Annotated in this window: 16 protein-coding genes, 1 tRNA gene and 1 pseudogene; 5 read left to right on the plus strand and 13 right to left on the minus strand. The window is 37.1% G+C overall.

Annotated elements, in window-relative coordinates:
• Positions 1-14: 14 nt before the first annotated feature.
• Both HXT39_RS03730 and HXT39_RS03735 read right to left on the minus strand, forming a co-directional pair.
• Positions 15-854, minus strand: a complete 840-nt coding sequence (locus tag HXT39_RS03730) for an ABC transporter ATP-binding protein (RefSeq protein WP_103013986.1) — start codon at positions 852-854, stop codon at positions 15-17.
• Positions 855-1,123: 269 nt separating this feature from the next.
• Complete coding sequence (locus HXT39_RS03735) at positions 1,124-2,446, minus strand: O-acetylhomoserine aminocarboxypropyltransferase/cysteine synthase family protein (protein WP_064621975.1); 1,323 nt, start codon at positions 2,444-2,446, stop codon at positions 1,124-1,126.
• Between the two features lie 320 nt (positions 2,447-2,766).
• Between HXT39_RS03735 and HXT39_RS03740 the strand changes: the two genes are divergently transcribed.
• From HXT39_RS03740 to HXT39_RS03760, 5 genes are all read left to right on the plus strand, one after another.
• Positions 2,767-3,315: a YraN family protein gene (locus tag HXT39_RS03740; protein WP_103013985.1), complete on the plus strand. Its 549-nt coding sequence runs from the start codon at positions 2,767-2,769 to the stop codon at positions 3,313-3,315.
• Complete coding sequence (locus HXT39_RS03745) at positions 3,315-4,958, plus strand: YifB family Mg chelatase-like AAA ATPase (protein WP_103013984.1); 1,644 nt, start codon at positions 3,315-3,317, stop codon at positions 4,956-4,958. The genes HXT39_RS03740 and HXT39_RS03745 overlap by 1 nt, the downstream gene beginning before the upstream one ends.
• Positions 4,955-6,496: a DNA-processing protein DprA gene (gene dprA, locus HXT39_RS03750; protein ID WP_103013983.1), complete on the plus strand. Its 1,542-nt coding sequence runs from the start codon at positions 4,955-4,957 to the stop codon at positions 6,494-6,496. Before HXT39_RS03745 ends, dprA begins: the two co-directional genes overlap by 4 nt.
• A gap of 40 nt (positions 6,497-6,536) precedes the next feature.
• Positions 6,537-8,486, plus strand: coding sequence for an FAD-binding protein (locus HXT39_RS03755; protein WP_102703031.1), 1,950 nt, complete (start codon positions 6,537-6,539; stop codon positions 8,484-8,486).
• A 114-nt stretch (positions 8,487-8,600) separates the two neighbouring features.
• Positions 8,601-8,688: transfer RNA gene (locus tag HXT39_RS03760), tRNA-Leu, on the plus strand.
• A gap of 94 nt (positions 8,689-8,782) precedes the next feature.
• Here the strand turns inward: HXT39_RS03760 and HXT39_RS03765 are convergent.
• The 11 genes and pseudogenes from HXT39_RS03765 to guaA form a co-directional block, all read right to left on the minus strand.
• Positions 8,783-9,515, minus strand: a pseudogene (locus HXT39_RS03765) (GntR family transcriptional regulator).
• A gap of 215 nt (positions 9,516-9,730) precedes the next feature.
• On the minus strand, positions 9,731-11,119 hold the full coding sequence (locus HXT39_RS03770) for a PTS ascorbate transporter subunit IIC (protein WP_103013982.1): 1,389 nt from the start codon (positions 11,117-11,119) through the stop codon (positions 9,731-9,733).
• Positions 11,120-11,828: 709 nt separating this feature from the next.
• Positions 11,829-12,512 carry a response regulator gene (locus HXT39_RS03775; RefSeq protein ID WP_004111361.1) on the minus strand — a complete coding sequence of 228 codons (684 nt, stop codon included), beginning with the start codon at positions 12,510-12,512 and terminating at the stop codon, positions 11,829-11,831.
• Positions 12,505-13,788, minus strand: coding sequence for a sensor histidine kinase (locus HXT39_RS03780; protein ID WP_146012655.1), 1,284 nt, complete (start codon positions 13,786-13,788; stop codon positions 12,505-12,507). The genes HXT39_RS03775 and HXT39_RS03780 overlap by 8 nt, the downstream gene beginning before the upstream one ends.
• Positions 13,731-14,471, minus strand: coding sequence for a hypothetical protein (locus tag HXT39_RS03785; RefSeq protein WP_004111359.1), 741 nt, complete (start codon positions 14,469-14,471; stop codon positions 13,731-13,733). Before HXT39_RS03785 ends, HXT39_RS03780 begins: the two co-directional genes overlap by 58 nt.
• Positions 14,468-15,220, minus strand: coding sequence for an ABC transporter permease (locus HXT39_RS03790; protein ID WP_004111358.1), 753 nt, complete (start codon positions 15,218-15,220; stop codon positions 14,468-14,470). Before HXT39_RS03790 ends, HXT39_RS03785 begins: the two co-directional genes overlap by 4 nt.
• On the minus strand, positions 15,217-16,158 hold the full coding sequence (locus HXT39_RS03795) for an ABC transporter ATP-binding protein (RefSeq protein WP_004111357.1): 942 nt from the start codon (positions 16,156-16,158) through the stop codon (positions 15,217-15,219). Before HXT39_RS03795 ends, HXT39_RS03790 begins: the two co-directional genes overlap by 4 nt.
• Positions 16,151-18,241, minus strand: coding sequence for a cysteine peptidase family C39 domain-containing protein (locus tag HXT39_RS03800; RefSeq protein ID WP_004111355.1), 2,091 nt, complete (start codon positions 18,239-18,241; stop codon positions 16,151-16,153). The genes HXT39_RS03795 and HXT39_RS03800 overlap by 8 nt, the downstream gene beginning before the upstream one ends.
• Positions 18,228-20,933, minus strand: a complete 2,706-nt coding sequence (locus HXT39_RS03805; protein WP_103013981.1) for a DUF4135 domain-containing protein — start codon at positions 20,931-20,933, stop codon at positions 18,228-18,230. Before HXT39_RS03805 ends, HXT39_RS03800 begins: the two co-directional genes overlap by 14 nt.
• Positions 20,934-20,967: 34 nt before the next feature.
• On the minus strand, positions 20,968-21,099 hold the full coding sequence (locus HXT39_RS03810; RefSeq protein ID WP_004111352.1) for a lacticin 481 family lantibiotic: 132 nt from the start codon (positions 21,097-21,099) through the stop codon (positions 20,968-20,970).
• Between the two features lie 967 nt (positions 21,100-22,066).
• A complete protein-coding gene (gene guaA / locus HXT39_RS03815) occupies positions 22,067-23,629 on the minus strand; it encodes a glutamine-hydrolyzing GMP synthase (RefSeq protein ID WP_064621521.1) in 1,563 nt (520 codons plus the stop codon).
• Between the last annotated feature and the right edge of the window lie 154 nt (positions 23,630-23,783).

The following is a 23,783-nucleotide window of genomic DNA, read 5'->3' on the forward strand; positions in this document are numbered from 1 at the left end:
AACTTCACCACCTTTTATTGCAATTGAGCAGGCTGATTATTAATACCAGCCTCGCTGCGTTCCATAAGCATCTTGCTCATGCCTTCTGCAGTAGGATTTTGCACGTCTTCAACGATTTGACCATCTGCAAACACGATTGCTCGATCCGCGTAAGAGGCTGCAACAGCGTCGTGAGTAACCATAATCACAGTTTGACCAAGCTCCGTTACAGACTTCTTCAAGAAATGCAAAACTTCTGAGCTGGAAGCAGAGTCAAGATTTCCGGTAGGCTCGTCTGCAAAAACTACGGAAGGCTTAGAGATTAAAGCTCGAGCAATTGCAACACGTTGACGCTGACCACCAGAAAGCTCAGCAGGTCTGTGATGTAATCGATTTTGCAATCCAAGAGTTAAAACCAAAGTATTAAACCATTGCTTATCTGGCTTTTTGCCTGCCAAAGTAAGAGGCATAAGAATATTTTGCTCAGCGCTAAACATTGGAAGAAGATTAAAACTTTGGAAAATAAATCCGACCATTTCGCGTCGCATAAGCGTAAGCTGCTTATCACTCATGCCCGTAATATCTAAGCCATCAACCAAAACTTTTCCAGAATTAACGCTGTCAAGTCCAGCCAAAGAATGCATTAAAGTTGACTTTCCAGAGCCAGAAGGACCCATAATTGCAGTAAACTTGCCTCGTTCAAAACTTACACTTACATCTCGCAAAGCGTGAACAATGCCTGCACCCTTGCCAAAATCTTTAACAACATGCAAAGCTGCAACTGCTGTTTCACCAATCAAGTTTTGGTTAAAATCTGCTCTAAAATCTAAAGCATTTTCTTGCTCGTATGAGCTTGTTTCGTACGGACTGTTCATAACTGCTCCTTTTCTTAAAAAGTAGTAATCGCATAGTTATCTACTGTTAATACTTAAATTTACGGAAAAATACAGCTGATTACCATCGTGCGTAAGGCGGAAATTATTGAGAAAAAATTAGCGTCTCATCCTAAAGTATGATGCACAAATTTACAAAATGTATAAAAATCGGAGCACATACAAATACAATATGCGCTCCGAATAAAATGGTAATGGATCTTCAGGAATATTTTTAATTGATAATTTTTGCTTTGCTTTCTCTTTTCTATTTAAGCAAGTCCTGCTTTACGAACTGCATCAAACCCGCGCTGTAAATCAGCAAGAATATCGTCAATATGTTCAGTTCCAATAGACAAACGAATAGTGCCTTCATGAATGCCTTGATCTTCCAATTCTTCAGGAGTTTCCTGAGAGTGCGTAGTAGATGCAGGATGAATAACCAATGACTTCACGTCAGCAACATTTGCAAGCAATGAGAAAAGCTGTAAATTGTCAATAAATACGCGAGCTGCATCCCTTCCACCTTTAATATCAAACGTAAAAATAGAGCCTCCACCATTCGGGAAGTAACGCTTATAAAGCTCGTGATCAGAACGACCTTCAATAGAAGGATGACTTACAGATTCAACCTCTGGCACAGTTTGCAAATATTGAACAACCTTCAACGCATTCTCAACGTGACGCTCAACACGCAAGCTCAAGGTTTCCGTGCCTTGCAAAAGCAAGAATGCTGCAAATGGGCTAATGCAAGCACCAGTATCGCGCAAAATAATCGCACGAATACGCGTCACAAAAGCCACAGGTCCTAAAGCTTCATAGAAGTTCAAACCGTGGTAACTTGGGTCAGCTTCTGTAAGAGTTGGGAATTTTCCAGGGACTTTAGCCCAATCAAAATTGCCGCCTTCAACAATAATGCCACCAAGAGTTGTACCATGACCGCCAATAAATTTCGTAGCAGATTCGACTACAATATCTGCACCATGCTCAAGCGGACGGAAAAGATATGGAGTTGCGAAAGTATTGTCAACAAAAACAGGAAGATTGTGGCGATGAGCAATCTCGGAAATAGTCTCAAAATCAGGCAAATCTGCGTTAGGATTACCGAAAGTTTCAAAGTATACAAGCTTTGTATTTGGTTGAATAGCATCCTCGAAGTTTTGAGGATGCTTAGGATCGACAAAAGTAGTTGTTACACCATCTCGAGGAAGAGTGTGACGAAGAAGGTTATAAGTTCCACCATACACATTCTTTGAAGACACGATGTGATCGCCCTGCTGCGTAATGTTACGAATAGCATAGTCGACAGCGGCCGCGCCAGAAGCAACAGCCAAAGCTGCAGTACCACTTTCAAGAGCTGCAATTCTGCGCTCAAAAACATCTTGAGTAGAATTCGTTAAACGACCATAAATGTTTCCAGCGTCACGCAAATCAAAACGAGCTGCAGCATGGTCAAAATCATGGAATACGTAGCTTGTTGTTTGATAAATAGGAACTGCACGAGAATCAGTTGCCGGATCCGCCTGCTCTTGACCTACATGCAATTGCAAGGTCTCAAAATGATACTTTCCTTGCGTTTCTTCAATATCGCTCATAATACCCCTCCAGTTTTGCGACTTTTTAAACAGTAGATTAGTTTGCTTCAGCTTACTTTGCGCATCCGCTTACTTTTCCGTTTTCTGTTTACATATTTATTTAAGTGATAACGACAATATGCCACTATGGTTCATTCGTACATACGTGCGGTTATCAAAATTAGCTATAACGAATTAACAGTTTGCAAAAAATAGCGAAATTTGTTTTAGAAAAATACGGAAAATATACTGAATTTCTAATACAACACGCCGTATGCAGCTTTTATCCACAATGCTTAAAAAATCTGGATTACTGCTCAATAAGCACAGAAAATAGCAGCATGATTACACAAAAACACATTATTGACGATGAAATTATCTCGCTTGCCGAGATTGACAACGCTGAAACTGCTCAAGTATTTTTGCAAGAAAAACTTGAACAAGTGTCCAACGAGCTTCAAGATGATTCTCTTGAAAGTAAAGAGTTGGGAAAACTGGGAGAAACATACGCCGCTTTGCGACTTATGCAAAAAGGGTGGCACGTTATTGACCGAAACTGGCATTGCCGCAATGGAGAGCTAGATTTGGTAATGATTACTCCAGAACAAAAATTGGTATTCGTAGAAGTAAAAACTCGAAGAAGCGTACGTTGTGGCACTCCACTTGAAGCAATTACTCAAGAAAAATGTAGCAAATTACGTACAACTGGTATGAAATGGCTGGAAGAATGCGGAAGCGACATACCTCATTACCGTATTCGATTTGATGCTGTATCAATTCTCGTTATTAACAAATACACTTATCCAGATTCTGCATATGAATTGCAATCTTTGGAAGGAATTGAAGATAATTCATCAATCCAATTCAAGCATGTTCAAGGAGCATTCTAATGCATATTGGAAACGCAACATCAATAGGACTTATTGGTCTTAAAGCTTTTACTATTCAGCTGCAAGCTTTTATATCTGGAAATATGCCAAACTTTTCTATTATCGGCTTACCCGACACTTCATTAAGCGAAGCAAGAGAGCGCGTTAAATCAGCTCATTTTGCATTGCATTGCAAATGGCCTGAAGGAAAGGTAACAGTAAACTTATCACCTGCTTCAATGCCAAAAAGCGGAGCATCATACGATTTAGCTATCGCAGCAAGCATACTAAGCGCAGAAAAGTATATTCCACTTACAGAATTAGAAAATACAGTTATTCTAGGAGAACTAAATCTTGACGGGACAGTATTACCTATTCAAGGCATTCTTCCTATTGCACTTTACGCAAAAAAGATGCATTTTAAACGAATGATTATTCCACAAGAAAATCTTGCCGAAGCACAACTTGTAGATGGAATTGAATCTATTGGAATACACCATATTTTAGATTTAGTGACGCAATTGCATGGCAGTTTGAGCGAGGAATCATTAAAGCTTATTGAAGAAGACCCTGCGTATAAACATATGCAAGTTCTTGAACGAAATGGAAATTATAACAATGGAGAAGAAGATTATAATCCGTCAATTCACGAAGAAAGCACTTCCCCACTACAAATTGAACCAAAACATGAAATTGGAGATATGTCTGAAGTAATAGGGCAAGAACATACAAAATGGGCTCTACAAGTTGCTGCAGCTGGAGGACATCACGTGATGATGATTGGACCTCCAGGATCTGGAAAAACCATGCTAGCTTCACGAATACCAAGCATTATGTGTCCACTTAACGAACAAGAACAGCTTGAGGTTGCTTCAATTCGTTCACTTTGTGGCACACTTCCCTACTACGGAATTAGCAATATTCCACCATTTGAAGCACCTCATCATACTGCTTCAGCAGCTTCTCTTATTGGAGGAGGAACAGGAGTTGCAAAACCTGGGATTATTACTAGAGCACATTGCGGAGTGCTGTTTATGGATGAGGCTCCAGAGTTTTCTCCTAGAGTATTGCAAACCCTAAGAGAACCATTGGAATCAGGGCATATTGCTATTTCTCGTTCAAAAGGTACAACTCTTTATCCAGCTAAATTCCAGCTTGTTATTGCTGCAAATCCTTGTCCTTGCGGCTACGCATACGGAAATGGAGAAAGATGCACTTGCAAAGAGCGCGAAAGAGCACGATATTTTTCACGCCTTTCAGGTCCAATTCTTGACCGTATTGATATTCAAATGGATGTACCTCCAGTAGAACGAATTATTATTTCAAACCATTATCAAGACAATGCACAAAACTCAGTTAAAAACACGTATCTGAATAGCAAAACAATGCGAGGTAACGTAATAGAAGCTCGTAAAATTGCTCGCAATCGTTTTATAAAACAAGGTTGGGATTGCAACGCACAAGCATCTGGAACGTGGCTTAGAAAATACACTTCACAGCAAGCTGTAGGACTTATTAACCGTGCATTAGAAAAGCATCAATTGAGTTTGCGCGGAGTAGATAGAGCATTGCGACTCGCGTGGACACTTGCTGATCTTTCTGGACACACTTCACCAGACATGACAGACATGGTACAAGCTATCAGTTTAAGGACACGAATATGAACACTAAGAGCATAAACAACACGGATAACACTAAAGAAACCATTAGTGCATCTAGCGATTTTTCTTCACCAGACGAAGAAACAATATCTCGTGCAATACTTACATTCTGCCTTGAAGGAGCGGATGCAATTATGTACACACTACTATTGGGATCTAAAAGCGCTAAAGAAATTGTCTCTCTATTAAAAACAATTGTGAAAAATTATACGAAACAACAATCAGCATGCTCAGCTCAACAAATGCAACTTCCAATTATTAGTGAAGTAGCAGATCAAGAAAACGATGCCAATTCTAAAACTTTTAGCTCAAGAAAACGTAACAAAAATCAAGAATTAGTATCTACAATGTTAAGTTCCATAAAAAAACATAAAGAGCTTGCTCTCTTAGAAAATTATTTCAAGAAGGGCTTAACAGCGTGGGGTTATCACAATAATGCGCCTAAGTCTTTAGAAGTGTTACACAATTCTATTTCAAAATGGTGCGTTCGATTATTGCATTTGCCGACATGGAATAATGAATCACTATGTCAATGGTTCACTTCTGGCGGAAAGCAATGGATTATTGCACCACACAGCAAATATTGGCCGAAACAATTACAAGATTTGGCTTTTCAGAGTCATTTCTCACCACCTTTATGCTTGTGGGGCGTAGGGAATCCACAAACATTAACACAATGTCATAATCCACTTGCTATTGTTGGTTCACGCTCTTGCACAGACTACGGAAGAGAACTTGCATATCAATTTGCTTATGATTGCGCTTCGAAAGGTCATACTGTTATTTCTGGTGGAGCGTACGGAATTGATGCAGCAGCACATTGGGGCGCATTAGATGCACAAGATATAGATGAAAATAAGCCTACAGGAAAAACCATTGCTGTATTTGCAGGAGGATTAAATCATATGGGCCCCAGATGCAATTATCAGCTTTTTGAACAAATTATTGCAAAAGGCGGAGTGTGTATTAGCGAACTATGCCCAGATACAACACCAGTAGGCCACAGATTTTTATTGCGAAATAGAATTATTGCAGCTCTAGCATCAAAAATTATAGTTGCTCAAGCAAGATTACAATCCGGAGCGCTAAATACTGCAACATGGGCAACGGATTTAAATCGCGAACTATACGCTATACCAGGAGATATCAATCAGCCTAATAATGCGGGATGCAACAAGCTAATACACGATTCACAAGCTATAATATTGTGTTCAACTCAAGATATAGATATTCTGTTTCCTCAATCTCATCACTACTTTGCTTATTCTCAACCTAAACCAGAAAAATTAAGTATAGACTATAAAAATTATGACAATACACAAAAACTAATTATCGACGCAATTACAACGTGCAAACGCAAACACGAACTTGCAAATGTTGACAGAATATACGAAATAATAAAAACTTCTTACAAAGAAAAACAATTAGATTACATACCATCTATTGCTGAAATTTCTGGAAAAATTGCATTGCTAGAATTGGAAGGAATTATTGTACAAAATAAAGAAAATTTAACATTATCACAGCAAAAAGTAGCGTAAAATAACGCGCTCAATACAAGATATGTGAGAAAATAAAAGTATGCAATCAAGCGAATACTACGATGTTATTATTGTTGGCGCTGGAGCTGCAGGATTATCTGCAGCACTAGGATTAATTAAATCCGAAGAATACGCATGCATGAAAAAAGAAGGAAAAACACCATCAATTTTAGTGATTTCTAAAGTGCCAGCATTGCGTTCACACACGGGTTCTGCTGAAGGAGGTATAGCAGCAAGCCTTGGGAATGTAGAGCACGACAAATGGCAATGGCATTATTATGACACAGTTCATGGCGGAGATTGGCTAAGCGATCAAGATGCAGCAAAGCTACTTGCAAAAGAAGCACCAAAAACAGTTATTCAGCTTGAACATGATGGCGTAGCATTTTCTCGAACACAAAATGGATATATTAACCAACGCCGTTTTGGTGGACATACTGCTAATTTTGGAAAGAATCCAATTGAACGTGCAGCTTTTGCTGCAGATCGTATTGGTCACCAAATTTTACATAGCTTATGGCAACAATGTGTTTCCGAGAATATTGTATTTGCTGAAGATTGTTACGTAACAGATGTTGCTATAAACGATCAAACTATGAGCGTTGAAGGAATTGTTGCATTTGATTTATCTGCAGGAAACTTGCGAGCAATAAAGTCTAGATTCCTACTTTTAGCTACAGGCGGATCGGGAAGATTATTTGCAACAACATCTAATTCGTGGGATTTAACAGGCGATGGCATGGCTTTAGCTTTAAAAGCAGGATTACAACTTGAAGACTGCGAGTTCATTCAATTCCACCCTACTGGACTAGCTCATACTGGTATTCTGCTTTCAGAAGCAGCAAGAGCTGAAGGCGGCGTGCTTAGGAACTCAAATGGCGAAGCTTTTATGAAAAAATACGATGAAGTACATGCAGATTTAGCTCCAAGAGATGTTGTTTCTCGTGCAATTGCCCAAGAAATTCGCGAAGGCAGAGGTGTAAACGATTCAACAACTACGCAACAAAGCAATTCACATAACGATTGCATTTGGCTAGATATGACACATATCAGCCGAGAAAATATGTTAGAATACTTGCCACAAGTCACAGAAACTATTGAAAAATATGCTCATCTTGACCCAACTTGCGATTTAGTCCCAATTCGTCCTACAGCTCACTACACAATGGGCGGAATACCGATAACTTTGGATGGAAAAGTATATAGATGGCAAAATAACAACCAAACTATTGTTTATGGTTTATACGCTGCCGGAGAATGCTCATGCGTAGGAGTGCACGGAGCTAATCGATTAGGAGGAAACTCCTTGCTTGACGCATGCCTTTTTGGAAATCGCGCGGGAGCAACAATAGCAAAAGAATTGAAAAACTTAAACAAGGATGACGAAACTAACAGTAACAAAACCAACGAAACCAACGAAACCAATAAAACTTTCTCAAATAATACTGCGCTACAAGTCTTATATAAACAAAGAAATAATGAGCTTAATCAGCTTATGAAAACAAGTGCGAATCAAGCTACAGATTTTACAGACAACAGCTATAACGACGAATTTTCACAAATAGAAGAAGAATATAATCCTTATAAATTATTTGCAGATTTAGGAAAAATCATGGAAAACGCTGTTGCAATATCATGTGACGAGCAATCAATTAAGGAAGCACTTAATGAAATACAAGAATTTATAGATCCTAAAATTCAGTCATTACACATCCATAGCAATAATTTAGTTTTTAACCAAGAAATTACTGCAATATGGGAAATAAAGAACATGTCACTACTTGCAAAGGCAGTATTGCAATCTTCACTTGCTAGACATGAATCTAGAGGTGCTTTCTTTAGAAGAGACTATCCAAAACATGATATTTCTTCATTGCCACAACACTCGTTCATTGACTTTGATGGAAACTTGGCAAAAAAGTCAGTGAATATTATTGATTTTAAACAAGATAGTAAAGGAGATTTTTATACTGAAAATAGCATAATTTAAAACTATTATTACTATTTTCATATATAAATATTTTGAAAATTCGTAATTTTTTCAACACGCCGAAGCGAAGAAGAAAAAAAGATGTTATAGTCTTATCTGTTGTCTAAAACACCTGTCCGGGTGGCGGAATGGTAGACGCGCTAGCTTGAGGTGCTAGTGCCTATTTGTTACAGGCGTGCGGGTTCAACTCCCGCTCCGGACACGAAAAAACCTTGCTGGAAAACCAGCAAGGTTTTATTGTTTTTTAACACAAAAATGGGCTAGCTAAGACATTCTTAGTTAGCCCTAAAGTTTAATTAAGCAGCATTTGAATGCAGGTGGAAACGAATCTCACCAGAATTTGGCGCATAAACAGATGCACCAAAAGCAATAATCGTACCAAACTTATCTTTTACAGTAGAATAAGCTGTAATTGCAGGAGTTCCAACTTCAAGGTTAAGTACTGCTGCAAGCCTGTCACATAGATTTTCTATATGCACAGACACTTCATTTTCTACAAGTTGAACAGCGTACGCTTTAAGCAAAAAATCAGATAACGACTCATCTGAAAAATCATGCGTCAAAATTTTAGGAAAACGAGAAGCAGGCAAATAGAGCACACTATAACGCGATAAAACATCGTCAACATAACGCAAGCGTTTCAAACATATCAATTCATCTACTGGATCAAGGCCTAAACGAGCAGCAGCATCTTCATCATGAATAACATCGTTTTCAATAACTTTTATTCTAATTTTTTGCATCATTAGAATAAGTCTGCTCGTAAAATCCTTGCGCACGATCAGAAATTACTTCTTGACTATAACTAGGAATAATTGAAGAAGCTCGAAATGTTCCTCTACCCTGCTCACGAACAAGTAATCCTTCAGTAATAAGGTTATCGACTGCATGCCTCAAAGTAATACGGCTCACATTGTATTGTTTGCACAATTCAATTTCAGGAGGTAATTGTTCGTTCGCTTCCATAGAATCAATGCGAGCGCGTAGATTATCTCGCACAGCAATGTATTTAGGCACACCTTCGACCATTATCACTCTCCCCTAGCTAAACGCTAATATGAAAAAGCCGTTGATACTAGTTTGTGTAAAACACAGCATAGTAACAACGGCTCATGCAAAACTAATAACTCTGTTATCCTACCAGTCATACAATAAAATGTACAAATAAATAAGAAAATGAGTAAAAAAATTTTTAATTTTTATATGTATATACAATTATTTAATTGTATTTTTATTTTCTTTACTTATTTTATTTCTTCAACCTTTTCAAAATTATTAGAATCGCGTTTATTCATCAATATCGAAACAGAATAGAACAATATTAGTGCAATAAGTATTACAGAAATTAAAACAGTACGACCACCGACAATATTTGCGTAACCAAGTATTACACCAAATACGCCATAATCCGCATCAGAATATGTAGAATTTGCGCTTCCCAAATTGCCAAGCACTGGCAAAAGGAACAACGGAAGGAAAGTAATGAAAAGGCCATTAATAAATGATGCAGTCAAGCAACCACGTATTCCACCTTGACCATTACCGAATACTCCTGCAGCACCACCAGCCATGAAATGCGCAACAATTCCAGGAATAATAATTGTCGTTCCCAAAATCGCCATAAGCGTCATTCCAAGCAAACCGCCAAAGAAACTAGCTAAGAAACCAATAAGAACAGCATTAGGAGCAAAGCCAAAAGTCATTGGTGCATCTAAAGCAGGACGCGCATTTTTAACAAGCTTTTCCGATATTCCCTTAAAAGCTGGAACAATTTCGTCAAGAACAATCTGCACGCCTGCAAGAATAATATAAACACCTGCAGCAAAAGTTGCAGCCTTCAACATAACGAAAACAATGAAGTTTTGACTATTAGATAAATGTGTTTCGACATACGAAGATCCAGCAAAAAGTGCCACTACTATATAAATAACAGCCATAGAAAGCGTGATAAGAACTGTTGTATCACGCAAGAATCCCAATGCTGCTGGGAATTTAATATCCTCAGTTGACTTAGAAGGACGCTTTTTTGAAGCAGTAAGCTTTGCAATTAACGCACCTAAAGCAACACCAGTACCAGCAGGATGTCCTAAAGCAACATCATCTTTGCCTGAAGCTTTCTTCATAAACGGCTGCACCAGTGCTGGAGAAATTGTCGTAAACAATCCTTGAGCAATTGAACCCCATAAAAGAACTTCCCACATGCTAAATCCTGCAACATTAAATATAACTGCAAGCATACTTGCCATATAGAAAGCTACGTGACCCGTTAAATAGATAAATTTAAAACGAGAAGTAATAGAAAGAATAATATTAACAATCATTCCAAAGAAGAAAATAAGCGCAGATTCAGAGCCATACTTCAATAAAACAGTTCCAATAATTGCTTCATTATTCGGCACTACGCCTTGCACATGAAATGCGTATTGAAACATTTTGCCAAAGGGGTTCAACGCTTCAGTAATAACTCCAGAACCAGCTGCTAAAACAAGAAAACCAACAAGAGTACGGATTGATCCTTGCAAAATATCCGAGAATTTCTTTCTTTGCACTGCAAGCCCAATAAAAGAAATAAGCGCAACTATAACAGATGGCTGTCTGAAAATATCGAGCAGTACTGACAGAATTCCGTCCACGTAACTCTCCTTACCATATTAATCGATATAGTTTGAGCGGCTTACGCAATTATTGGCGGCAAAAATATCTTACAAACTTCGCAAACGATACCGTAGGCGAAACTATTCGAAATACACGATTAGTTTCGTAGCACAGTAAAACTACACATACAAAATTCACGGTTCCGCAATGAAGCAAAGTAGTAAGAGCTACTACGAGCAGTAGTTTTTATACCCAGCCAACAACTACTGTTACAGCTCATACTGTTGTTTCATGTCAAATTCATTATATCGTTTAAACATTATAAACAATTAAAATAACACTATTTATAACTAAAATATTTATTAAATATCAATAAAATTCGAAATTTTTACCTGTTTTTAGAAAATTCGACACACCAATATACAGAAAAAAGCACTCCATTTTCACGAAGTGCTTTATAAAATCAGTAATTATTACAGTTTTTAATGAAAATAAACATATGTTTTACTGTATAAACATATGTTTATATTTCGGTCAATAATTCTCATCAAAAACTGTCACTCCCACTTTTTCAAATATACAATACATATAAAACTGCTGAGTAAAATATTTTTAATTTTTAGCACAGTTCATACCACATAATTGTTTTTATCGTTTTTGAGTGCAAAACTATTAAATTTTTCGATTTATTTCGTAAATGTGAATTGTCTTACATATGTCTAATTAGAGTATGACTTTTATTTTTACTCAATTAGAAGTTTTTATCCATTCTATAGCTAGTTGCACGCGATCACGCATCCCCAGTTTTGCAAGAATACGAGAGACAGCTTTTTTGGCTGAATCAGGTTCAATAAAAAGCTTCTCAGCAATTTCTGCATTATTGAGACCACATGACACAAGGCTTACTATTTCAATTTCATGTTCTGTTAGAGCATCAAATTTAGCTCTAGCTATTTGCACATCTTGACTTGCACTGATTTGAGAAACATGACGAGCTAATATCTTTCCTGTTATTCTTGGAGTTAGCACAGCATCTCCTGCATTAATAGCTTCAATAGCAGATATAAGTTGCGGTCCGCGCACATCCTTTAGTAGGAAACCGGAAGCTCCAGAACTTAGCATTTTAAATGCATAGTCGTCATAATCATAAGTAGTAAGTGCAAGAATCTTAATATTTCTGTATTTAGTTTTAATATGTTTTGTCGCAATGATCCCATTCATAACAGGCATCCTAATATCCATAATTATTATTTCCGGCAACTGCTCACCCGATGCAGATAACCTTTCAAGCATATCTAATGCAACTAGCCCGTTTTCACAAGATCCTATGACAGTACATGTAGCAGATTTGTTAATTATCATTGAAAATCCATAACGGATAGCTTTCTGATCATCGACAATAATAACTCGGATTTTTTTGCGATCAATCATAGATATTTTCCTTTGGTATAATTGCATGCACTCTCCAGCCACCTCTAGCATAGACCCCTGCAGTAATAGAGCCTCCAATACTGACTAAATCAGCAGCGATATGAGCAAGACCATAACCAGTAGACGGAGTCTGTTCATGAATACCCATCTGTTTGCCATTATCAATTACAACAACTTCGAGTTCTCCTTTCAACGTTATGGTGATTTGAACACTAATTTCTGTAGCATGTGTAGCATGTTTCAAAGTATTCGTTATAGATTCGCGAATAATCCTGTATGCCCATTGAATTTGAACCCCCACTTCTGGAACTACTGGTGTTATTTCTAGCTGTGCGCGTATTCCAAGTTTATTGATTCCTGCAACCAGTTCTTCAATATCGGTAATAGAATGTTCCTTATTACTATCTTGTTCTCCACCAGATATCGAGTTAACTAGAGTTCTTGTTTGCCGTAAGCCACTTCTAGCGTATTCGTTGATAAGTTTCACTATTTCATGCTGTTTCACATCTAAATCATCATCTACTTGCAGACCCTCAGTGAGGCTAATAATTGCAGTAAGACAATGTCCAACAGAATCGTGTAGCACAGTTGCCATTCTCGTAGCTTTCTCATTAACTCGTGCTTGGGATTCACTCTCATGTAGTTCAGATAATATGGCTTGTTCTTGTTGTTTCTCTCTGACCTGATTTGCTCTCATTCGTATTAGAGCAGCAGTTAGAGATGTAAATACAAAAACAGAAATGGCAGGAATAATTAATTTCCTGCCGAAGACTACATATCCATAAAGAGTTGATAAGACAACTCCAGCACCTAAGGCTAATATACCTATTAACATTTTTCGCATATCAAGCAAACATATACCTGAAGAAGCCAGAATATACATGGTAAGCAATCCAATATTTACATCTCCACAATAGGCAGATATACTAGCGGCCATAAGAGATAAAGCAACAGAAATATGCCAATATCGGCGCCTACCAAATACTGCAATAGAAGTTAGCACAACCGTCATCCACACTATAATCGGATCAGCATCACTACGTAATCCAATTATTATTTGATAGATAGTCGAAAGTATTCCAATAATCCATACCGGCTCAGAGTTATTTATCCAAGCTGCATATATTTGGTCAAAGAACCCAAGCCGGTAACTACTTGAGGATATTCGTCTAGCGTTATAATCGTGATGAAATAAAGCTTTCTCACGCATATAAGTGCTCATAGCCTTGCTCGTTTGAATTGAACCTTTATGAATATCATTCCCAAAATTATCCACATTAGATTCATCATAACAGAGATAACAATCGAACCTACCGCATAAAAATCACCTATACAACGTACAGCACTTGCATACGCAAGAAGAGCCGGTGGATAAACAACAGATAATGCGGGTGCAACAATAGCCATTCCAAATCCTATGAGTGATGAAACCAACACAACTGTAACAATTGAAGAAAATCCTGAAAGGCGAACCCCAATACCCACTACAATCAGTTGCCAAGCTGTCATCGCTAATGCAATCGCAAATAAACGAGGAACTAGAGAAAATACATCAGAAATATGAAAATGAAGAAATATGCCAGCAACAAGTTGTAAAGTGCCAAACAGCAATACAGAAAACATAGAAATAACAAAGGAATGAAGCGTCAATGTTGTAATATACTTATTAACAACTCCAATAGCCTTTAAACGAGCAATATTACGGCCATTATGCTCATTAGACATTTTCTGCGCTTGCAGTGCACCAAGCAATATAGGAAAGAATAATGTCGTTGGCAACAACGCAGACTGACCCCATACTGCTAAATAGGTAACTCCTTGAGCCTTGAACTCTGCTTCATATGACTCATATTGACTAATTCCCATAAGCAATCCAAGAAAAGACGTACACAATAAAGCAATCCAATACCAAGTAATGTTATTTTTCCTACATTCCCAAGCAAATGTTTTTTTTATCATTGTTCCACCTTTCTAATTTTAATCAAAAACATGCACACACTAGACCAGAAAATCCCAACAATCACTGCTACTACGCCAAACAGTAGTGCTTCGGAGCTAATAGTAACCACGCCACCAGTTGAACCAAGTACCGGATTCGCAGCACTAACAATACCCCAAGGCAAAATCCAAGATAAATAATTTAAACCAGCAAATGGAAGTGCAGATGTACCTATAGCAGCAACCACAGCCATTCCAAGAGTCACACCTTGTTGTGAAAATTGTGTAGCAGCCCATGTATGTATAGCACTTACAGCAATCGCATCTCCTACCAGTGCAAGTAAAGCAGATAATGATATTATTGTAATGTTGTTTGGTCTATTAAATCCATATATTAACGATGATACGAGCGCTAATGCCAAAATGAAAACAGCAACTAGCGTAGTAATCATTATAGTTACAACAAGATTTGCACCAAACTGGCGACTAGCAGAAATTCCCATAGAACGCAGTTTAGTATCCATACCACCATCACGCGATGTGGTTACCACCCTAGAGGCGACAATTGCAGCAATAATCGGTAACACGTAGATAGCTAACATCATCACCTCATTCAATGCTAGCAAATAAAGGTGAATCTCTTTGGGGCCACGAGCACGTTTAGCAAGCGCTGCACCCAACCATAAGCCAACAACAGCAATGAATAATAATGTAATCAGCAAAATCTGTCGATGACGCAAACTTTTTAGCGTTAAAATAAACTGCTTCATTTTGCGACCACCTTTGATGTGTAAATTGGATCTGTTAGTTCTAAGAATGCTTCTTCCAAAGATTGACGAACCATTTGTACCCTATATACTTTCACATTTTGATTCACAAGATGTGCAACCAAATTTGCTACTACTTCATTAGATATAATTGGCAATATTAGGGATCTACTAGCCTCTTCCACTTTATAATCAATACCACAATTAGATAATAGAACTACTGCAGATTGCATATCAGAAACTTGTAGTTGCAAGTACCCTGCAGAACAAATATCCTGCATACGCCCCTCAAAGCGTAAAGTTCCTGCTGAGATAATCCCCACATAATCAGCCATCTGTTCAATTTCAGAAAGTATATGAGATGAAATCATCACCGTCGTACCACGGTTATGCGCCCAATTAACAATTAGCTGACGCATTTCTACTACACCAGCAGGATCTAAACCATTTGTTGGCTCATCTAAAATCAACACAGGTGGATTCGCTGCCAAAGCTAGCGCTATACCTAGACGCTGCTTCATTCCTAAAGAAAACGCTTTCACTGGTTTTTTACCAGTTATACCTGAAAGCCCAACCATGTCGAGTGCTTCTCGACCTTGAGCACGAACAATGCCAAGATAATCGCAAACCAAATCAACGTTCTCTAAGGCACTTAAATTAGGATAAAATGCCGGACCTTCTATCAACGATCCCACCAATAACCCCGGCAACACTTTCTTAGAGCTACCATTACTTGCAGAATTCCGAAACTCTACAATCTGACCACTTGAAGGTTTAACAAGACCAAGCAACATCTTCATAGTTGTTGATTTGCCAGCACCATTTGGTCCAAGAAAACCATAGATGCTTCCACGTGGAACATGAATAGACAAATCCCGCACTACAGCCTGATCACCATAGACTTTTGATAGTCTACAAGTTTCAATTGCGTACTTAGACATTAATATCTCCATTCATTTGTGATTTGTAATAATTTCGATACATTTCGCTACTATTCAATAGCTGCGAATGTGTACCAATTTCTGGTGATGCAATATCACTGAAAAATATAACTTTGTCTTGCGGTTTCAACATTCGCAAGTTGTGCGTAACTAACATAATTGATAATTGTTTGTTGTTTTTAAGATTCGAATGAATAGTTTTTATAAGTTCTTGATTTAACCCAATATAAGGCTCATCCAAAAAAACCCATCCGTTTTGAGCCGAAACAAGAGCGCGAGCAATAGCTAATCTCTTTTTTTCTCCACTTGACAAATTAGAAGCATTTTCCAACAATAAGGAATCCAATTTTAAAGGAAATTCTTTTATACGTTGATCTAAAGAAACTATTTCCAGTGCCGACCAAAGTAAGTTAGCATCTTTTTTATCATATTCACCCACAAGAAATTCTCGGATGGTAGATCCGCCTAAAGGTGTATCAGCTAACGAAACTCCAACTTTATCGTTAAAACTACTCGGCTGATACAACAGACCTTGATGAGGTATTAAACCAAGCAGAGTCTTAATAAAGGTTGTTTTTCCAATACCAGATCTGCCTATTAGAAATACCTTCTCTCCAGGAGTGAAATGAATAGTCCCATAATCTAAATGTTTATTTCCTGGTAAAGTTACGCTCAAATTTGTAGCAACTAATTCAGAGCTAGAAGAATCTTCGACAAATAATTGTTTAGGTTGCGTAGCAGTAAGGTCATTATTCCTATCTAGATTTTGTCGTACAGTTACATATCCAGTAAACGAGTTAAGCACATCTTTTAATCCTGATACAGATAGTGCTGCACATGATTGTATCATTAGCATTTCACCCAGGTTAACACTGCCCATTTTGAAACAAAATGCTAGATAAACGGCCAGAAAAATATTTGAAGCATATGTGAAAAAAGAAGAGAACGACTGAGCTAACGTAACTAGTTTTGTTAGCGATAGATAACTAGACGTTAGTGAATCATTTAATTGAATCCATTTATCTGCAATATAATTGGTTTTACGAGTAGAAATAAGAACAGCAATATCTTCAATATCATGTTGAATTCTAGTTGATAAGTTTTGCTGAGATTGAATAAAATCAAACGTCAATTCTTTTTGTCTATTAACAATGAAATAGTTAATGGTTGCAAAAAAAGCTAACCCTAAAAGTAGAACGACTGAAATAATAGGGGTAAAATAGGCTATGAATCCAAGAAGGACAGTAGAAGATATAGCTGAAAACAGTTGAGGAATGATTGCCTTTTGTAGCGTATCACGCACCGTAGTGCGTAAAGCTAACTTCTCGATTAAAGCACCTATGCTGGAACGTTCGAAATAAGATAATGGCTGTTGTGTCATTGATTTGATTAGACGATTTGAATAAGCCCTATCAAAATCTCTAGCCCCTTTTTCTAATGCTTTTACCTGCACAAAATAATTCAATACAGTAATTAGCCCTATACACCCTACTGCTATAAACAAATAGTTAAAACTATTGTTTTTCTCAACTATACAACGCAATAACGCAGCGTATAATAATGAAACACCTTGAATACAAATAAAAGAAAGCAGCATCCACAAAAAACCAGTTTTTGAAAATAAAGAAAAAACATTAGTTTTTTTCACAGGATCTTTTTTATCGATTTTCACTTTTGATGAAGAATCTTTAGAAATCGACAACACTGTTCCTGAAAAAATTCTACTAAGTTCATCAATACGAATACGTCTTATACCGTATGCTGGATCGTTTATAACTAAAAACTCTTTTTTTACTTTTGATAGCACAACATAATGATTGTTGATCAAATGTAAAATCAAGATTGAATCACTTTGCTTGGCATATTCCAACAACTCTAAAGAATTAATACGATATGCTTTTAACAGTAGACCATATTTTTCACATAAAGATCGCAAACTAGATGCTCGTAATCCATCAGACTCAAATAGGTAGTGTTCAGGATTAATCGAATATGGATCTCTGCTAATCCCATAAACAGACAAAACCATGGCAAAACATGCGAGTAAACAATCTTTTTCTGACTGTTGTTTAATCATTTTCATTTGCATCACTCCTTACTGGAATAAGAGGAAACAAAGTTGCTTTGTCATTAGAGAGTTCATCGAGGAACAATTTAATCCCGGCTAGTCCTGTCATAAGTCCTAAAGATTGAAAACGATTATTACCGAACCCACATCCAAAATCAACAATATAACGTAGGAATAGTTTAATCTGACGACTCAATTCAACACTTTGATTTACAGATAAAAGACCTTGCTTATCAAGAAATATTAGCAACTTAAGGTTACCTGAAATGCCATGGCACATAGAAAAACTTGTTAATGAATAAAAGCTAGAAAGAATATGTTGAATCCCTAAATGAATTTCTTCACGAGCTTTTTGACGTTCAAAATAATCTAGAAATCCTACTGTTTTATCCAATTCCAATAATAAATATCGGCTAAGAACCATACCAGTTGTTCCATTACACCAGTTAGCAGTTGGAATTGATGGAATATGACGCGTATCCACCCATAAACCACTTGCATTTATAAATGAATCATCTGTCTTTATAGCTTTTAATCCAAGATCGACGTATTCTTCGTTATGGAGAACTATTCCAGCCTTAAGAAGCGACAATCCTATGCCAGCATTACCATGCGCAAAGCTGGCATTAGCTTTTCTTACTTCATTTCCGATAGGCCATCGCAAAATCCCTTCTTCACAGATCATTTTTTTCTTTAAACTGTATGCAGCTTCTTGAATAAGAACATGCGTATAATCAGTGTTCATATCAGCCAAAGAAAAAATAAAACCCGCGTTCCCTCCAAGAACATCATGAACACTATCTTTTCGAACACAATTCAAGATTTCATTAATATTGCACGATAAAAATCGATTACGATCTTCACCAACAATCAAACGAGACATATAACTCAAATAAACTGAACTAGATGTAAATTGACCATTCTTATCATCGGGAAGACTATTTTTAAGAACAGTCTCAATACCGTCTCTTCCAGAATATAAATTACTGGAAACAACATCAATAACTAGATTGTCCCGATCATCAACATTGGCTCCAAACCAATATCTATTCTTCGAATTATGTTTATCAATTACAGCATACTTTGTAAAGAATTCTTCAATACTAAAAGATAAATCGGAAGCTATCTGTGTTTGTGACTTTAGCGCAATTAAACTATTTTTTTTGCAAGTCTCACAATAGGTTAACCATTGCGTGTTTTGCACTGTAGCTACACCTTTAAGAGAAAACTCAATCACATCAACTTGAAATTTAAGATCTTTTGTATTCAGCCTTTCAAGTTGTTGTTTCATTAAAGTAATGGGAGTCAAAGAAAGCTCACATAGTAGCTGTTTATTTCCACCATAAAGATCTTTTGAATTTGCTCTACAGTAAAAGGACGGAATAAGTCCAACTTCTAGAACCGAACGCTCGTAGTCAACTAAATTTGAAGATAAAATACCATACTTCTTTTCGCAAAAAATCTTCCAAATATATTCCTTACGTTCTTGAAAACGATATGATTTCAACGCCTCTATAACAGCAGCATATTCTCGGGTATTACGTAATAAAATTCTACTTTCGATAGATGTAGCAACACTTTCTAACTTAGCAATCAACTCCTTACGCACTTTAAGAATAGCTGTATACGTATAATGAAAACCATCTAATATATCATCGTAATAATCTTCCCATGCCAAATTTTCTTCACCATCATATTTACTTAAGAAGGGAGAGGCAGTGTTAGTAGAGACTATTCTATCTTTTCTCTCAAACCTCATATCTAAAGTTCCTATATCAACCAGTTCCTTAACAGATCTAAGTATTCTCTTTGAAGATATAGCACCAACATCATCACGCTCAGATTGATTTGCAGCTAGTGGAAGCATTCCTGTCATAAGAACACTGTTATTTATCCGCTTCAATAGTTTATAATTAAAACTAACATCATTCTTGCGATAACTTTCATTTATATTTAACGCACCTAGTGTCTCATAATCAATAATTACAGGATATTCTCCATGAGCAATAATATTTTCATAATGCAAATCGCTCATACGCAACGCATAAGCCAAACACATAATTTGTCCAAATCTCCGGTAGTATCTTGAAGCCTGTTCTTTTGATGATAATGGTTTGCGATCAATAGATTCATACCAAGAATGATCCCCCAAATTTAAACTTTTTGGCCAAACCAAATCCAATATTTTCTCATCTTCAGATATTAAGCTCCATAGAACTTCCAATACTTGTAAATTACCATTTGAGCCACGCTTCAAATACAACTTAAAGTCTTTTGATTCTACTAGGAAAGAAGGAGGTGTTTCATGTAAATCACCGCAAACTTTAGTTAATATTTTATTATTCTTATTGAAAGAATAATTGAAAACCTTGTTTATCTGATGAACATCACTATGCAAACAACCTGTAACCCATTTTTTATATTCTTTCTTTTTTAATTCTAGTTTTGCTACATTTTCTAGCCTATGCCTTGCTAAATGCATGAATTCTGAAAAGAAAGTATCATCATGCTCTAAACGACTGATGAAATCAGCAAAAGACGGTTTCCCATTCTTGGCTTTATAGTTCGCTAGGAACAGTACTATCGTTGGCCCAAGCACATGCTCCAGCTCCAGATTAGAAGTATCTATAAGACGAATATCAGCACTTCTAACTTTTTCGAATACACCATTAAACTGATATAGCTCATTGGTTTCATCAGTAACCATTTTAGGTGAAATCCTTCCTAACTTCTTTATGGTCTTAACAGCAGGTTAACAAGAATTGCCAAGTGTTCATATGGCATTCATGAGTCAATGTATGCATGACTCCATCTCCAGCACCGAGAATTTCATCTAATTCAGCATCTGTAATCTCAACAAGTACATCTTTCATGTTCGTCTCCTTTGAGGTATCCAAATAAAATAATGTAGTCAATAGAGATTAGGAAGAACTTCACCTATTCCTAGTTACTTAGGACAATTTAATAATCACAAATATAAAAGTGCCTATCCATCAACATGCATATTTTGTCCACTATAGGGTACATGTAGTTCTATGCATAAGATATATATCTTCATGTTAGTTTTTGATACATGCAACTCACCTAGGCTATTGAATACACAGCATCATAAACATTCCTCATACTAAAATGATAGCTTTTAAAACATATCTACAAATAACTTCACCACTCAACAACGTTAGGGATCCTCTTCAAACAATACAGGAATAGCTAAGTTTGTCATAGCCTATGTCTTTGCAAAATAAAAACCTCTAGAGTAAAACACCAACTATTAATGATCCGTGCACACAACTCGGATTATAGGCGAAAAAAATTCGATGAGGACCAGACAAAAGACAACTTTTATTGAAAACTCCCATTTATAAGAGTATAAAAAACTTTTCATATTACTTTTGCAAAACAGCAAACAAAGAATCATAATATTTAAACAACAAATATAAACAATAATTCAATCTATAGATTATAGATAAATATCTATTAATTGATACGTATTATCCAAGATCTTTACCAATACAGAACTAATTATAATCATGATACATCAAATAAGAAATGAAAAAGTTACAATACAAAATCATTAACAGATATACTTTCTGCAACTCACTCTGATACTACATGTGCCCCTTTTCTAAACATTTATAGGAAAGGGGCACACATATCCACGTCATTTTAAAAACACACTGGTAATAGTAAACGCGACTCATAAAATAAAACTTCTAAAATTAAGCATGCTACTTTTGAAAGTCATTGACAATCTATTTCAGTTATAAACAAATTAATTTATATAATCTTAATTTAAGAAGACTTAAATAATCGTTACAGATTACATATTTACTTTGACGGTCACTCCCACTCAATCGTGGCAGGCGGCTTAGAAGTTACATCAAGCACTACACGATTAATTTGACGACATTCATTCGTGATTCGAGTAGAAATATTTGCCAATACATCGTAAGGCACACGAGACCAATCAGCTGTCATGGCATCCTCAGAGCTCACAGGACGCAAAACAATTGGAGAACCATATGTGCGCTCATCACCCTGAACACCAACAGAATGAACATCAGCAAGCAAAACAACTGGGCATTGCCAAATATCGCGATCCAATCCAGCTTTAGAGAGCTCTTCGCGCGCAATAGCATCTGCTTCACGAAGAACAGCTAAGCGTTCGCGTGTAATCTCACCCACAATACGAATACCTAAACCAGGACCCGGGAATGGCTGACGCCAAACAATTTCATCTGGAAGTCCAAGCTCAGTTCCAATAGCACGAACTTCATCCTTAAACAAAGTACGCAAAGGTTCAATAAGCTTAAACTTCAAATCTTTTGGCAAACCTCCAACATTGTGATGAGATTTGATATTTGCAGCACCATCACCACCACCGGACTCAACTACATCCGGGTAAAGTGTGCCTTGCACAAGGAACTTAACTTCAGCTCCAGTTTTACCAGCTTCTTCAATAACTTGACGCTGAGCTTTTTCAAAAGTGCGTATAAACTTTTCGCCAATAATCTTGCGCTTGCGCTCCGGCTCACTCACGCCTTTAAGTGCGTTCAAAAAGTCATCTTCTGCATCAACTGCAATAAGTTTAATGCCTGTTGCTTCAACAAAATCATGCTTAACCTGCTCAACTTCGCCTTTACGAAGCAAACCGTGGTCAACAAAAACGCAAGTAAGCTGATTGCCAATTGCTTTATGCACCAATGCTGCAGCAACAGCAGAATCTACGCCACCAGAAAGACCACAAATAACTTGTGCATTCCCAACTTCTGCGCGAATCTTAGCAACCTGATCTTCAATAATGTTAGAAGGATTCCAATTATTATCTAATCCTGCACACTTATGTAAGAATGTAGATATAAGTTCCTGACCCAATGGAGTGTGTTTAACTTCTGGATGCCATTGCACACCGTAAAGTTTGCGACTTTCGTCTTGCATTGCTGCAACTGGAGCACCTTCTGTGTGAGCCAAGACCGTAAAACCTTCTGGAGCACGCTTAACAGCAACACCGTGACTCATCCAAGTATTCTGCGCAGATGGAGATCCGGAAAGTAAACCTTCAGAATCATCAATAGTTGCAGCAGTCTTGCCATACTCACCAAGTGCAGCTTTATCGACATCGCCACCAAGCTCATGAGCCATTACCTGGAAGCCATAGCAAATACCAAGAACCGGTACACCTGCTTCAAAAATCTTTGGATCAATGTCAGGAGCACCTGGTTCATAAACAGAAGCAGGACCACCTGAAAGAATAATAGCTTGAGGATCCTTAGCAAGCATTTCGTCAACTGGCATAGAGTGAGGAACAAGTTCTGAATACACATTTGCTTCGCGCACTCGACGAGCAATAAGCTGAGCGTATTGAGCGCCAAAATCAACGACAAGCACTGGTCCTTTTGCCATGATTCTCCTTATATATAAGTTCTAATACGATTCAACTTATAATAGTGAAACTTTGCGACGTTACGTAATTACAAAACGCCGAAAATTAAACACAAAAGTTACACGTACAGTCTAACACTGCAAAATAACGTTGACAGATTTTTGTGCGAAACGC

Source organism: Gardnerella sp. DNF01159, from assembly GCF_049244215.1.
Taxonomy (GTDB): Bacteria; Actinomycetota; Actinomycetes; order Actinomycetales; family Bifidobacteriaceae; genus Bifidobacterium; species Bifidobacterium swidsinskii.